The sequence below is a fragment of the Salegentibacter salinarum genome, from assembly GCF_900168115.1.
GTDB lineage: Bacteria > Bacteroidota > Bacteroidia > Flavobacteriales > Flavobacteriaceae > Salegentibacter > Salegentibacter salinarum.
Window position 1 is genome coordinate 313,297 of record NZ_FUZC01000002.1, and the last position, 14,498, is coordinate 327,794.

Annotated in this window: 14 protein-coding genes and 1 tRNA gene; 8 read left to right on the forward strand and 7 right to left on the reverse strand. The window is 36.4% G+C overall.

Features of this window, described 5'->3' with window-relative positions; translation table 11 throughout:
* Window positions 1-12 precede the first annotated feature (12 nt).
* The 3 genes from B5X53_RS04330 to B5X53_RS04340 are packed head-to-tail and all read left to right on the forward strand — an operon-like array spanning window position 13 to window position 2,919.
* Window positions 13-2,022 carry an amino acid ABC transporter substrate-binding protein gene (locus tag B5X53_RS04330; protein WP_079712008.1) on the forward strand — a complete coding sequence of 670 codons (2,010 nt, stop codon included), beginning with the start codon at window positions 13-15 and terminating at the stop codon, window positions 2,020-2,022.
* Complete coding sequence (locus B5X53_RS04335) at window positions 1,982-2,383, forward strand: OsmC family protein (protein ID WP_079712009.1); 402 nt, start codon at window positions 1,982-1,984, stop codon at window positions 2,381-2,383. The genes B5X53_RS04330 and B5X53_RS04335 overlap by 41 nt, the downstream gene beginning before the upstream one ends.
* On the forward strand, window positions 2,380-2,919 hold the full coding sequence (locus B5X53_RS04340; RefSeq protein WP_079712010.1) for a DUF922 domain-containing protein: 540 nt from the start codon (window positions 2,380-2,382) through the stop codon (window positions 2,917-2,919). Before B5X53_RS04335 ends, B5X53_RS04340 begins: the two co-directional genes overlap by 4 nt.
* On the opposite strand, the gene B5X53_RS04345 is transcribed toward B5X53_RS04340, so the two are convergent.
* The 3 genes from B5X53_RS04345 to B5X53_RS04355 all read right to left on the reverse strand — a co-directional run bounded on the left by B5X53_RS04345 (window position 2,916) and on the right by B5X53_RS04355 (window position 5,636).
* On the reverse strand, window positions 2,916-3,860 hold the full coding sequence (locus B5X53_RS04345) for an NAD(P)H-dependent flavin oxidoreductase (RefSeq protein WP_079712011.1): 945 nt from the start codon (window positions 3,858-3,860) through the stop codon (window positions 2,916-2,918). The two genes, B5X53_RS04340 and B5X53_RS04345, sit on opposite strands and share 4 nt — an antisense overlap.
* 21 nt (window positions 3,861-3,881) lie before the next feature.
* Window positions 3,882-5,072: a tRNA 2-thiouridine(34) synthase MnmA gene (gene mnmA, locus B5X53_RS04350; RefSeq protein ID WP_079712012.1), complete on the reverse strand. Its 1,191-nt coding sequence runs from the start codon at window positions 5,070-5,072 to the stop codon at window positions 3,882-3,884.
* Window positions 5,073-5,234: 162 nt separating this feature from the next.
* Entirely contained in the window at window positions 5,235-5,636 is a 402-nt protein-coding gene (locus B5X53_RS04355; RefSeq protein WP_079712013.1) for a lipocalin-like domain-containing protein, read from the reverse strand.
* A gap of 232 nt (window positions 5,637-5,868) precedes the next feature.
* On the opposite strand from B5X53_RS04355, the gene B5X53_RS04360 reads away from it, so the two are divergent.
* On the forward strand, window positions 5,869-7,719 hold the full coding sequence (locus B5X53_RS04360) for a fasciclin domain-containing protein (protein ID WP_079712014.1): 1,851 nt from the start codon (window positions 5,869-5,871) through the stop codon (window positions 7,717-7,719).
* Between the two features lie 78 nt (window positions 7,720-7,797).
* Here B5X53_RS04360 and B5X53_RS04365 read toward each other — a convergent pair whose 3' ends face one another.
* From B5X53_RS04365 to B5X53_RS04375, 3 genes are all read right to left on the reverse strand, one after another.
* The gene (locus tag B5X53_RS04365; RefSeq protein WP_079712015.1) at window positions 7,798-8,802 is read right to left on the reverse strand and encodes a M28 family metallopeptidase; all 1,005 of its coding nucleotides are present in this window, start codon (window positions 8,800-8,802) and stop codon (window positions 7,798-7,800) included.
* Window positions 8,803-9,009: 207 nt separating this feature from the next.
* On the reverse strand, window positions 9,010-9,711 hold the full coding sequence (locus B5X53_RS04370) for an SGNH/GDSL hydrolase family protein (RefSeq protein ID WP_079712016.1): 702 nt from the start codon (window positions 9,709-9,711) through the stop codon (window positions 9,010-9,012).
* A 60-nt stretch (window positions 9,712-9,771) separates the two neighbouring features.
* On the reverse strand, window positions 9,772-10,320 hold the full coding sequence (locus B5X53_RS04375) for a hypothetical protein (protein WP_079712017.1): 549 nt from the start codon (window positions 10,318-10,320) through the stop codon (window positions 9,772-9,774).
* Window positions 10,321-10,566: 246 nt separating this feature from the next.
* Here B5X53_RS04375 and B5X53_RS04380 point away from each other — a divergent pair.
* The 4 genes from B5X53_RS04380 (at window position 10,567) to B5X53_RS04395 (ending at window position 12,775) form a co-directional block, all read left to right on the forward strand.
* A tRNA-Ser gene (locus tag B5X53_RS04380) sits at window positions 10,567-10,654 on the forward strand.
* Between the two features lie 252 nt (window positions 10,655-10,906).
* Window positions 10,907-12,139 carry a site-specific integrase gene (locus B5X53_RS04385; protein ID WP_079712018.1) on the forward strand — a complete coding sequence of 411 codons (1,233 nt, stop codon included), beginning with the start codon at window positions 10,907-10,909 and terminating at the stop codon, window positions 12,137-12,139.
* 53 nt (window positions 12,140-12,192) lie between these two features.
* Complete coding sequence (locus B5X53_RS04390) at window positions 12,193-12,321, forward strand: site-specific integrase (protein ID WP_079712019.1); 129 nt, start codon at window positions 12,193-12,195, stop codon at window positions 12,319-12,321.
* Window positions 12,322-12,484: 163 nt separating this feature from the next.
* Window positions 12,485-12,775 (forward strand): hypothetical protein, encoded by a 291-nt coding sequence (locus B5X53_RS04395; RefSeq protein ID WP_079712020.1) that lies wholly within the window; start codon window positions 12,485-12,487, stop codon window positions 12,773-12,775.
* A gap of 166 nt (window positions 12,776-12,941) precedes the next feature.
* Here B5X53_RS04395 and B5X53_RS04400 read toward each other — a convergent pair whose 3' ends face one another.
* Window positions 12,942-14,360, reverse strand: a complete 1,419-nt coding sequence (locus B5X53_RS04400) for a hypothetical protein (RefSeq protein ID WP_079712021.1) — start codon at window positions 14,358-14,360, stop codon at window positions 12,942-12,944.
* Between the last annotated feature and the right edge of the window lie 138 nt (window positions 14,361-14,498).

Consider the following 14,498-nt stretch of genomic DNA (forward strand, 5'->3'; position numbering starts at 1 on the left):
AAACCAATAAATATGAAATACCTTTTAATTGTTTGTTTTTTATTTCAGCTGTCCAGTCTATCTGCATCAGCCCAGGAATTTAAATACCATACGGTAGAAGCCGGGGAAACTGTTTACAGTATCGCAAAATCTTACGATATTTCAGAAGAAGCGATCTATAAATACAATCCCGATGCTAAAGGCAATTTAGAGGTATCTTCAAAATTGGTGATTCCTTTACGTGAAGAGAAGGTGGTTTCCGAAGAAGATGAAGATATTCAGTTTATCACTCATACGGTAAAGCGAAAGGAAACTTTATACCGACTTTCAAAAGATTACAATGTTGAAATTGACGAAATTAAAAGGTTTAATAAGCATCTTTATTCTGAAGAATTACGACGAGGTGAGGAAATATTAATTCCTCAGCGCAAAAAAGGCTCCGCTAATTCTGAAATAGCTTCTTCTGAAGATTTAAATATTCCGGCAACAGATAAACCTCAAACTTCTGATACTCGGGAACACGTTGTTTTACCAAAAGAAACCAAATACGGGATTGCCCGTAAATATGGTCTTACCGTAAAAGAACTGGAAGAATTAAATCCAAAAGTTGATGTGTTACAACCCGGCGTAATGATACGTGTGGGAACCGATGTTTTAGACGAGCCGGTAATTTTAACCGATGAGGTTTTTGAATTTTACGAGGTAAAACCTAAAGAAACCTTATTCGGACTTTCAAGAAAGTTTGATGTTCCGCAGGATTCACTAATTTCTCTAAACCCGGCTTTAGAAGATGGTTTAAAAATAGGAATGGTTTTAAAAGTTCCTAATACGGGTGAAGGCGAGGGTAGCCTTGAAAAAGGTGAAACTGAAGAATTAGCCGGGGAATATGACAGTGAAGATGCAAATAAACGATTAGATCTATCTAATAAATTAAGCAATTTCGATACAAAAGAACTCGTTGTGCTATTACCATATAGCCTGAATAATATAGAGGGTGATTCTACCTCAAATTATAAAGACGCTATTTTAAATGACCGTGTATTGCGTATTTCCCTGGATTTCTACAGTGGAGTGCGAAAGGCGGTTGAAGATGCAAAAAAGCTTGGAATTTCTACTCAACTAAGAACCTATGATACTCGTAGGAGTGTTCAGGAGGTTACAAATATTATCAATACCAATAATTTTAGTAATGTAGATGCAGTAATAGGCCCATTGTTACAGAATACTATTGAGGCCACAGCATCAAAATTAAACCAGTATAATGTTCCGGTGATTAGTCCTTTGTCTGATCGTGAGATGCGACCTTATCAAAATCTATTTCAATCGCGCCCTACTACTGAAATTATGAAGAACGCGATGTTCGATTACCTGGGAAGAAATGCGATTGGTAAAAATGTTATTATCATTGCCGATGGCGCAAAAAATCAGGTGAAGAACGAACTTACCCAGCTTTTACCAAATTCAAGGGTAATTCTTCCTTCAGATAATTATGTAAGTGTTGAAAAAATTAAAGCTCAGCTTTCAGAAAATCAGGAAAACTGGGTAATTCTTGAATCTTCTAATATTGGTTTGCTAAGCAGTGCTACTTCAGCTTTAAATCGTTTAGCAAGAGACCACGAAATTAAATTATTTACAACCGAAAGAAATAGCGGTTTTGAAGATGATAATGTAGATAATGAGCATCTGGGCAGACTGAATTTCCATTATCCTTCCGTAGATAAAGAATTTGATGTAGCTTCTTCAGAGGAGTTTATTGAGGCTTACCAGGAAGAGTTTGATATGATTCCTAATCAATATGTAATTAGAGGTTACGATCTTACTATGGATGTGTTGTTAAGACTTGCTTCTGCCGAAGATCTATACGATTCTTTTGAAAAGTATACCGGTTTTACCGAATATCACGAGAATAAATTTCATTATTCCTCTAAACGCAATGGCGGCTTCTATAATGATGCCGTTTATATAATGAGTTTAGATGAAGAACTTAACTTAAAAGTTGCCAATGACCAGCAAAGTAATATATACCGGGAGTTTAAGGACTGAAGCCGAACACCTTAAAAGTGGTGCTAAGATAATAACTGATGCCCCAACTGATAATCACGGTAAAGGCGAAGCTTTTTCTCCGACTGATAGCGTGGCGACCGCTTTAGCGAGCTGTATGCTCACGGTTATGGGAATTAAAGCCGAAGATTTAAAAGTGAGTTTAAAAGGAACAACCGCTGAAGTTACCAAAACGATGGCGGCAAATCCCAGAAGAATTTCTAAGGTGGAAATTACAATTACTTTCCCTGAAACGTATTCGGAAAAATTACAGAAAATCCTGGAACATTCAGCAAGAACCTGTCCCGTGCTGGAAAGTCTTCATCCAGATATGGAGAAGGTAATCACGTTTAATTACTTATGAGGTTTTTGATTTTCCTGCTAATTTTAATTTTCACTGTTCCGGTTTTGGCTCAGGAAAATGAAAAATTAAGCTGGACTGAAGATCGAATTTTAACCTGGGAAGACTTTAAAGCAAGTCCTAAAAAACATCTTCCTTATAAAGCCAATACCAATTCGGGATTATCTTTCTCCTGGAATGCTACCGAAAGTAGCGGCGGAATAAAACTTAATTATGAAGTTGGCAGTAACTTTTACCCAAATAGATCCTGGGTAAAAGAAATTGAAGAAGTGGATTATTTGCTGGCACACGAGCAATTGCATTTTGATATTACCGAGTTACACGCCCGCAAACTTAGAAAAGCTTTGCAAAACTATGAGCCGGGCGGAAAGATAAAAAAAGAACTGGATTCTATTTATTCCGAAACTGAAAAACAGCGCAGGCAAATGCAAATGCAGTTTGATAAAGAAACCAATCACAGTATTTATAAAGAAGCCGAATTTAAATGGCGTGTATTTATAAAGAAGGAATTAGATAAACTAAGCGAATTTTCCAGTTAAAGATTTGAAACTTCTTTCTTCGCAGCTTCAAATTCATGCATCATTTCTTTTACAATTTCTGCAGCGGGTTTTATCTCGTGAATTAATCCTGAAATCTGGCCTATTTCCAGTTCGCCTTCTTCCAGGTCACCTTCAAACATTCCTTTTTTAGCGCGGGCACGACCCAAAAGCTCAATCAATCGTTCTTTTGAAGGATTTTCAGCATATAATTTCTGAACGTCTTCAAAGAATTTATTTTTTAGCAATCTTACGGGAGCGAGTTCTTTCAGGGTAAGTTTGGTATCGCCTTCCTGGGCTTTAACCACCATTTCTTTAAAATTCTGGTGCGAAGAAGCTTCAGGCGTAGCAACAAATCGGCTGCCTACCTGTACGGCATCTGCGCCAAGAACCATGGCAGCCAGCATTCCCCTACCGGTGGCAATTCCGCCTGCGGCAATTAATGGGATAGTAATTTTTTCTTTAACCATAGGGATTAAAGTGAAAGTAGTCGTTTCATCACGACCGTTATGGCCGCCAGCTTCAAAACCTTCAGCAACAACGGCATCTACACCGGCTTCCTGCGACTTTAAAGCGAATTTCACTCCGCTAACTACGTGCACCACTTTAACACCATGCTCCTGTAAATGTTTAGTCCAGGTTTTAGGATTTCCGGCAGAGGTAAAAACGATTTCCACTTTCTCCTGGATAATGATCTCCATAATCTTATCAATATCAGGATAGAGGAGAGGTACGTTTACTGCAAAAGGCTTATCGGTAGCTTTTGTGCATTTTTCAATATGTTCTTTAAGAATTTCGGGATACATAGATCCCGCACCAATAATCCCGAGTCCGCCGGCATTGCTAACAGCACTGGCAAGTTTCCAGCCGCTGGCCCAAACCATTCCGGCCTGGATAATTGGATATTGAATATTAAAAAGTTCCGTGATTTTATTGTTGGGCATTTGCTTAAATTTTCCCCGAATTTAAGAAATAACCCCCGAACCTAATAATTCTTCACCATCATACCAGGCTATAAATTGGCCTTCGGTAATTGAGGCTTGCTGTTCTTCAAAGACTACGTACATGCCGTTTTCAGTTTGGTGTAAAGTTGCATCCTGAAGCGGCTGGCGGTAACGAATTCTTGCTTTTACTTTTAAAGTTTCATCAGCACTAATCGCCAGGTCTTTTCTTACCCAATGCACTTCATCTTCATTAATAAAAAGTGCTTTTCTGTAAATTCCCGGGTGATTTTTGCCCTGCCCTGTATAAATTACATTTTCTTCAACATCGGTATCGATGACAAAAAGTGGTTCTGGAGTTCCACCCACGGCAAGGCCTTTACGCTGGCCTTTGGTAAAATAATGTGCACCCTGATGTTTCCCCACAACTTTTCCTTCTGCTGTAGAATATTCATATTTCTTAGCAAGAAAATCGAGTTCTTCTTTTTTGTTGTTGAATTTAGGGATTTCAGTAGAGAACAAGTCTCTTTCGGCTTCAATTTCTATGATTTGGCCTTCTTTAGGTTGTAATTTCTGTTGAAGGAAATCAGGTAATCTTACTTTTCCTATAAAGCATAAACCCTGGGAATCCTTTTTATCCGCAGTAACCAGTTTTTGCTCAGAAGCGATTTTACGCACCTCAGATTTCTGTAATTCCCCAATGGGAAATAGGGTTTTAGAAAGCTGCTCTTGCGTAAGCTGGCATAAAAAATACGACTGGTCTTTATTATTATCTTTTCCAGAAATTAATTGATAAACAGTTTCACCGTTTTGCTGAATTTCCCCTTTGCGGCAATAATGTCCTGTAGCCACATGATCGGCACCTAGGGAAAGGGCGATTTTCATAAAAACATCGAACTTGATTTCCCGGTTGCAAAGAACATCGGGATTTGGCGTACGGCCACGTTCGTATTCGTTGAACATATAATCAACGATACGTTCTTTATATTGTTCGCTAAGATCTACAGTTTGAAAAGGAATTCCCAGTTTATCGGCTACCATCATCGCATCGTTACTGTCGTCCAGCCAGGGACATTCGTCAGAAATAGTTACTGAATCGTCGTGCCAGTTCTTCATAAAAAGGCCAATTACCTCGTAACCCTGCTGCTGTAAAAGATATGCAGAAACACTGGAATCTACTCCCCCCGATAAACCTACAACCACTTTCTTTTTCATAAGTAAACTTAAATTGAAATCCTTTCCGCATAAAGTCGGAAAAGGGAGTACAAAATTACGAAATTTTAGAAGAAAGGTTAGGAGAAGGTAAAGGGATAAAATAAAAAACTACCCAAAATTTTTAATTCTGGATAGCTTTATTATAGAAAACATCTTTCTTAGTTATTTTTCAAAAACAATATTGGTGTCCGGTGATCCAATAGGAGTGAAAATAAATGTTTCACCTTCAAACCTCGCAGTACCGTTTACCTGCCCAAGACCTTCAAAAGGAATAGTAAAGGTGTAAATTTCATTGCTTTTACTCCAGGTACTTTCTGTTGTGTCTTCGATCTCACATTCACCATCAATTTCAGAATAATACTCAGAGTAGGTTGAAAAATCTGAGTTAAATATGATATTTGAGTTCTGGTTGCATTCACTTAATTCAAGGCCTGGAATTGGCGAGTTATTTATTTCAACGGCATACCAGGTTCCCAAAATATCGTCCTCTCCATTAGCATCATCATCTTCACTGCAAGATACCAGTAGGGCCATACTAAACAGCATTAAAAAAAGTTTCTTCATAACGTAGGTTTTAATTTTTTGTAAATATATTCAATTTTTAACTAGGCAAAGGTTTAAGGTTAAAGAGACCTTAAATATTGGACCGGGATATAGCGAAAGAGAAGATTATTTTGTTTAAATTAAAATATAATTAATTAAACATTTAACTATTGTTTCAAAATAATTAACAAACATTAAACAAAATATAAGCCTTTGCTCATTTACTTTTACGGTATAACAAAAAATTAGAAATATGAAAACTATTAAATTTACAAAACTTGCTGTACTGGCATTTTTGGCTTTTAGCCTCTTTTCCTGCAGTGACGATGATGACGGAGGAGATGTTATTATGCCAACAAACACAATTGCAGATTTTGTGGCCGAAAATGATGATTATTCCTCTTTACAGGCTGCTTTAGAAGTAACAGGATTGGACGCTACTTTAGACGGATCTGCTGATTACACGGTTTTTGCCCCAAACAATGCTGCATTTAATTCATTTTTATCAGCTAACGGATTCGGTAGTCTTGATGAAGTACCAACCGATGTTTTAACTGAAATTCTTTTAAACCACGTTCAGGAGGGTGAAATTACATCTGGCGCCCTTTCAACAGGCTATATAGAAAGTATGGCTACCGGAATGGCTTCAGATTTACCTTTAAGCCTTTACATTAATACAGATGAAGGGGTGATGATTAACGGAGTTTCTTCTGTAACTACTGCCGACGTGGAAGTAGATAACGGAGTGATTCACGCTGTTGATGCTGTCATTGGATTACCTGATGTAACAACATTTGCAACCGCCGATCCTGATTTTGATATTTTGGTTCAGGCTCTTACTGCAGATGAGTCGTTCACTTTTGTGGAAACCTTAATGATGACCGATGATCCCGCTCCATTTACCGTTTTTGCCCCAACAAATACTGCTTTTGCAAATGTATTGGAGGAACTGGAATTGGCCGGATTAGGTGATATTCCTGCCGATCTTTTATCCAGCATTTTAACTTATCACGTGGTGGCCGGTGCAAATGTACGTGCAGGGGATCTTAGTGAGGATATGATGGTAGAAACATTAGAAACTGGAGGATTTACTATTAATCTTGGAGACAATGTAACTATTACCGATGAAAACGGAAGAACAGCAACAATTATCGCTACCGATATTCAGGCGAATAATGGTGTAATTCACGCTTTAGATACTGTACTTCTTCCGGAAAATGATGCTATTGAAATTGAAACTAATACCATTGCAGATTTTGTAGCCGGAAACGAAAACTATTCTTCTTTGCTCGCAGCATTGGAAGAAACAGGTTTAACTTCAACCTTTACAGGAACGGATGAGTATACTGTTTTTGCACCTGATAACGATGCTTTTGAAGCATTCTTAAATGAAAACGGATTTGATAGTCTTGAGGAGGTGCCAGTTGATTTATTAGCCCAGGTATTATTGAACCACGTTCAAGCGGGTGCAATTATGTCAGGAGATCTAAGTACCGGGTATATTCCCAGTCTGGCCGTATGGGGTACTTCAGAAGAGCCGTTAAGTATGTATATTAATACTAATGATGGTGTAATGATAAATGGAATGTCTAGCGTTACCGCTGCAAATATTGAAGCCGATAATGGTGTAATTCACGCCGTAGATGCTGTAATTGGCTTGCCGGATGTAACAACTTTTGCTACTGCCGATCCTATGTTTGATGTTCTTGTACAGGCACTTACCAGGGAAGATTCTTTCACTTTTGTTGAAACTTTAATGATGACTGAAGATCCTGCACCGTTTACTGTATTTGCCCCAACTAATGATGCTTTCGTAGCTTTGTTAGATGAACTGGGAGCTGAATCCCTTGCAGATATTGATGCTGCAACTTTAGAAGCTGTTTTAAGCTACCACGTAGTTGCTGGAGCGAATGTAAGATCTGGAAATCTTTCTGATGAGATGATGGTTGAAACTTTACAGGGCGGTGAATTTACCGTAAACCTTGGAGATAATGTTGTAATTACTGATGAAAGAGGAAGAACTTCTACAGTTATCGCAGCCGATGTTCAGGCTACAAATGGTGTGATACATGCCCTTGATACTGTTCTGCTTCCAGCTGAATAAATTTTGATTGATTTATAAAAGGAAAAAGCCCCGGAAAATTAATTTCCGGGGCTTTTTATTCATTAAGAATTTAGCAATTTATTCTTCAGCTTTATCTACAACCAATCTTTCGTCGCGATTAGCAATTTCCCAGGCAGTAAGAAAAACCAATTGAGCTCTTTTCTTTAGCGCTTCGTATTCAATTTTCTCAGCGGTATCAGTTGGTTTGTGATAATCTGGGTGAACTCCGTTAAAGTAAAAAATTACCGGAATATTATTTTTTGCGAAGTTGTAATGGTCACTTCGATAGTAAAAACGGTTTGGATCATTTTCATCATTATAAGTATAATCCAGTTCCATATTCATAAATTCTGAATTCACATTTTCACTAAGTTCGTGAAGATCTGTACTTAATTTATCACTTCCAATAAGGTAAATATAGTTGTCATTTCCCTCGTGATCCTTGTCTATACGGCCAATCATATCCATATTAAGGTTAGCAACGGTATTTGCTAAAGGAAATACAGGATTTTCAACATAATATTTAGAACCTAAAAGGCCTTTTTCTTCAGCGGTTAAATGAATAAAAAGAATAGATCTTTTTGGCGTGTATCCATCTTTTTGAGCTTCTTTAAAAGCTTCAGCAACTTCAAGGATAGCCATTGGACCGGATCCACCATCATCTGCTCCATTAAAAATGTTTCCTTCATCATCTACACCTACGTGATCGTAATGCGAGGTGATTACTAGAATTTCTTCAGGTTTTTCGCTTCCTTGTATATACCCTAATACATTTTCTGAATCTTTAAGTTTACCGTCGAAAAACTCAGTTGGAATTTCCTGGTAATAATTTGAATATCCTTCTGGAGCATCCATGCCCATTTGTTGATATTCATTTACAATAAATTCGGCCGCTTTTTTCTGTCCTGGTTCACCAGTGTTTCTGCCTTCGTACTCGTCACTTGCAAAAGTGGTAAGATTATCTCTTAATTCAGACGTAGTAATGGTTTCTGCATACTCCATCGGGTTTGCATTTTCAACATTTTTTTGTGTGCCACAAGCTACCATTCCGGCAGTTAGGCCCACTAAAAGCATTTTTTTCATAGTTTATTTAATTTTTTCTATTAGATACTTCGTTAAATAATCCCAAAGTTTTTATTAAAGTCGCAGCAAGATAGCAGTTTCGGTTTAATTTTTAGATAGGTCTGTAAAAAATTCTTTTTGAAGACTCTATAGAAATTTAAATGATCTGACGTAGTTTAACTAGAAAAAATATTCCCCTTAAACCTTAATAAGCCTTCCCTGGAGATACTACTGCTTTAAAGTTTTTTCTATTTCTTCTTTGGTAAGTGGGGCCATCACCTTATAGCCAGCCAGGTTTGGGTGAACCCCGTCTTCTGAATATTGTTTGGGTAATCCTTGTTTTTCATCTTTTAGCGGAGTAAAAAGATCTAGGTAAGTATGGTTGTTTTCCTCAGCATATTTTTCTAACCAGGTATTGATTTTGGCTATTTTTTGAACCGGTTCCAGGCCGGGGCGCCAGGGATAATCGTAAACGGGTAGGATAGAAGCCAGAATAACTTTAATGTCATTGGCTTTGGAAAGTTGGGCCATAGCTTTAATATTATTAGTGATCATTTCTACGGAAGAAAATCCGGTATTCCCCGCTATATCATTTGTGCCGGCAAGAATTACTACCGCCTTAGGATGAAGTTTCACCACATCTGGCATAAACCGAACCAGCATTTGAGGGGTTGTTTGTCCGCCAATCCCGCGTCCGGCATAGTTATTTTCTTCAAAAAATTCCGGCTGTGCATTTATCCATCCTTCGGTTATGGAATTTCCCATAAAGACCACATCGGGATAATTTTTGGTGTGGATTATTTTATCATTTTCGGTTTTGTACTTTTTTAGATTGGCCCAATCTTGTTCCATAAGTTCGCGGTATTCTGTTTGCGCAAATAAGAAATTGCTTAAAAGAATTACAACAGAAATTAAAATTACTTTTTTCATAGGTTTAAAAGTATAAAATTGAATTTATTCTGTATAAAATTTTTAATTAATAGAGAAGTTCTAGAATCCAATAGATACTTTTGTTCGTAATAGCGTGTTTAATTCCGGTTGATTACCAAAAAGGGTACTGGCACCAACATCTATATTAACATTATTGAAATTGCCCCTTAGTCCTGCGCTAACTTCAGACTGAGGATACAGAAGTTCCATATGAGGAGTGTTGATTCGTCCTTCCTCATTTAAAGACGGTGTTAAATACCGGCCAAAAAGATAAAAGCTAAACCTTTGGTTAAATTTGTACTCAAAGTTTGCACTAATACTCCCATGAATACCGGGAGCCATATTATTAAAAATTGTGTTCTGCTCAAGGAAGCCCGCGCCTAAAGTGATTAGGAGTTTATCGGTTTCATAATTAAATGTTTGGTTATATAATTTATAATAGCCCAATCCATTAAAAGCATTTTGTGCCTGGTATCGTGACGTGTAGAAATTACTTGAACTTAGCTCTGGATTATTTAAAGTTTCTGACTGTTCCTGGGCTTCTAAATTAGAAAAGGGTAAAAGAATTATAAAGGCAAGAAGATGAATGGATGACCGCAATTTTTTCATAAATGCACTGGATTAAAATTGATGTAAACCATATTGAAATAAATTGATAAACCTGGTTTGAAAGTCTAACAGGCAGGAAGGTAGAAATTAATTCAGGAAATAGGGCTAATAAAATATTAAATACGCTAAATGCTGATAATTAGCTGATTTGAGAAAAGCCTGAAAAAACTTATAGAAAAGCTTGTGTGTATTTGTAAAAGCTTGTTATATTTGCATCCGCTAAGCAGAAAAGCTTAGCATTTTACTGGAGGAATGGCAGAGTGGTCGATTGCGGCAGTCTTGAAAACTGTTGACTGTAACAGGTCCGGGGGTTCGAATCCCTCTTCCTCCGCCAATTACACTACAAATTGTAACAAAAAGCCCCAAAACCTACGGATTTGGGGCTTTTTCATTTTTAACAAAATCATATAAACTTATCTAAAATCAAATTTTATGAAGCAAATTTGGTTACACCAACTTATTCCAATTTGGTGTAACCATTTGGAAGTAAATACCTACAAAAAATAACTTAAAACCCATTGTATCAGTATTTTAAAATGTATTTATTTTATATCTTTAACTTCAATCAGAACTAAAAATTGACGTTATGGAAAATCATTTTAGCTACACTTTATTTGTTCGACCTATTAGAACCAAACCAGAGTTTGGAGCAATTTATTTAAGAGTTAATTCTAATGGTCAGCGAGCTGCTTGCAGTTTACATAGAAGGATAAGAGTTATTGACTGGGATAATAATCTTTCCCAGTTGTTACCGGGTACTCCTGATTCTCAAGTTCTCAATAACTATCTCACCAAGGTGAAGGCAGACATCCTTAGAATTCACCAGCGTTTTCTTTTTGGCGATAAACAATTTTCAGCCCAGGATATCATTGATTCATATTCGGGGAAAGAAAAATTAAAAACGATTAAAAATCAGAAAATGGTTCTGCAGATTTTTCAAGATCATAATGATAAGGTTGATCGGCTGGTTGGAAAGGATTTTGCTGCCGGAACGGCCGAAAGGTATAGAACGGCTAAAAAGCACGTTGAAGAATATATAAAGAAAGAATACAAAACTTCTGATATTCCCGTGAAAGATGTTAATCATAAATTTATTACCGGGTTTGAATATTATTTAAAAACAGAAAGAAACTGTGCACATAATTCAGCGATTAAATACATAACAAATTTTAAAAAAATAATCCGCATTGCTTTTACCAATGAATGGATCAGTAGGGACCCATTTCAGAACTGGAAGGGTAAACTAAAGGTGGTGGACCGGGAGTTTTTAACTGAAGGGGAACTTCAGGCCTTGATATCCAAGGAAATTAAAAACGAACGCTTAAGTTTGGTTAAAGATATTTTTACCTTTAGCTGCTTCACCGGGCTTTGTTACGCAGATGTAAAGAAACTCTCAGAAAAAGAAGTGGTGGTCGGTTTTGATGGAAAACGTTGGATTAAGACTAACAGAACTAAAACTAAAACTCGAAGCAGTATTCCAATTCTTCCTACGGCAGAAGCAATATTGGAGAAATATTCCGAACATCCCGAAGTTAGCGAAAAGCAATTAATTCCGATTTTAAGCAATCAAAAAATGAATGCTTATATCAAAGAAATTGCAGATATCTGTGGGATAAATAAAAACCTCACTTTCCATTTGGCCAGACATACTTTTGCTACTACAGTTACGCTCTCAAATGGAGTTCCTATCGAGAGCGTTAGTAAGATGCTGGGGCACAAAAATCTTCAGACTACCCAGCACTATGCAAAAATTCTAGATCGAAAAATAAGTGATGATATGGCAATTTTAAGAGAACGATTGAGTGCTAAAAATTTTTAGTGAATATTTAAGGGTGAATTCAAACCACATAATTAGTATAGCTAACCTTCCATATGGCTAGGCACTCCTTAGGCACAACAGTAACCCTTAGTAATGGCGAGCCTATAAAAACGGTTTCAAAAATGTTGGGCTATATCAAACTTTCTCCCACTCAAATTTACGCCCGGGTTCTTGAACATTAAGTTAGTTATGATATGGGGATGTTACGAATGGTTTTGAAATCAAGGGAAAAGGGGAATTGATAGAGTTTTTAAGTATACTTATTCTAATATACCATTGTTTTTACTAAAAAAGTTATTTCTATCAATTTTGTATATTTAGTAAGTGGTTAAAATTAAACAGGTTATGAAAAATATAGAATCAATTCAAGAGATGCCGGTTCAAGAGGAATTCAGTAAAGAGATAATCGATAATTTACTTGAACTACACCGTCAATTAATTTTGCTTGAACAGCTTGACGGTGGATCAAAAATACCATTTTTAAGAAAGATAGTGATCCTTCGTGATTACTTTTGGGATTTAGATATTGAAGAATATTTATACGACCATGAGGATCTTGGCTACATATATGACAACCTAGAGAGACTTATGGAAGAAATTAAAATTTACGTGCCGTTCCCAAAAAGGACGTCTTAAACCAAAATGTTGTAAGTTTCCTACATTTTACAATTTAAAGTACTAAGGATCTAAAGGCCGGAATTTTGAAACTTTCAAAGTTTACGGGATTATGTTGAATAAAAGAAACTACAAGCTTGCCAAACAGAACCGATTTTAATTAAGGTTCTGTGAATTTCTTTTTGTTTTACTTTCTTTCCGGGTCTATTATAGAAACTAAGTTTCCAAAATGAAATCTAAACTTTAACGAATTTCGAGCAGAATGAATCTGAAATTCACCAAGACTAATTTTGCCATAACGGATAGTAACACTATTCTTGTCTTGAAAATTGTTAGAATACTCTAGTTCTTTAGGTGAGAAATACCAGTCTTTGAAAAACTTTTTCTCAACTAATTGTGAATTGATATTACTTCCTTCATTGTAAACTGACCATAATAAATAATCACATTCATTCAAATGTTTCAAATACTCCGATAATAAATCTGCTAGTATCACCCTATCCAGCACGATCTCCCTAAACTTAATACCATCCATATTACCTTCGTACCACCCTTTTGCAGAGAAATAATAATCAAAGGTTTTAGGGGAGGGCTGGCCTACTTCTGGTGGGCAAACTTTTGCATTTTTATTTTTATTGGTTTTCAAGGAAAGAGATTTTCCGGCTTCAAGAATAAAATCGATACCACTTTTGCTATTACCCCCTCTTACTCTGGCAGCTGTTCCACCATACTTCACTGGCTTATAAGGAAAGAATTTTTCTTCATTTGTTTTATAGTGTTTTTTGAATAATCTGACCACTACTGAATTGGAATTATTCTTAAGTCTATCATTGTCAACTCCAGGATCCAATAGAAAATTTTCACAAATCGCCAATTCTGCGGAATCGCCAATAACGGCATTATTTAAAATCTTTTCCACCATCAACAGAGATGGGAAATTCTCTCGATCTAGCCTAATTTTATAACCACTTCTGTTAGAATGCAGTTGAAACTCAATAATGGTTTTACCCTTGTACTTCGCAGTAGTCGTTTCATTCCAGGCAGCGACTGTATCCTTCGTAAAGGAGAAATCTTTTCTTTCAAAAGTCAGCTCTGGTAAATCCTCCCGGGGAATCATTTTAAAGGTCAGATTTTCGTTCCCATCTACGTATATCCAGGCTGTTTCATCACTAATTAGGGCATAATCAATAAGAATAGGAAGAATTTCGTGCACTTTTGATAAACAGAATGCCTTAAAATTTTCTCTATCTATTGTTTCGCCTGCGAGATCACCAAAAAAATGGTTAAATGTGATATCTCCAGCTTGCCCTACTACTTTTGGAGCAAACTTTTTATTCTTCTTCCCGAAAGTTCTAATGGAGAATGTTTGTCCATCTGACAGTAGAAAATTATGCGGGCATTTTTTTACAAATTCGGAAGTGTATTTCTTTGAATAAGTAAGAAATTCAACCGGTGTAGCTTTTTTAAAAAGCTCTTTAATAATCCCCGATTCTTCTATTTTTAATAGAATATCCTCAGAAATTCTTTTAGGAGCTATTTGGTTTGATAAGTTGTATTCTTTGCAAATAGCATATTGAAATGTAATTCCGAAAGTTTCATTATTCATTGAAAAAAGTTTACTCAAATGAGTTTCTAAATAAGATCAAGTATACGTGCATTATACATTTCTTACAAATAAATTAAAATGTCTTACAAAGATCCTTAGATAGTATTCTTATGCATTGCCGTACTAATAAATTATATA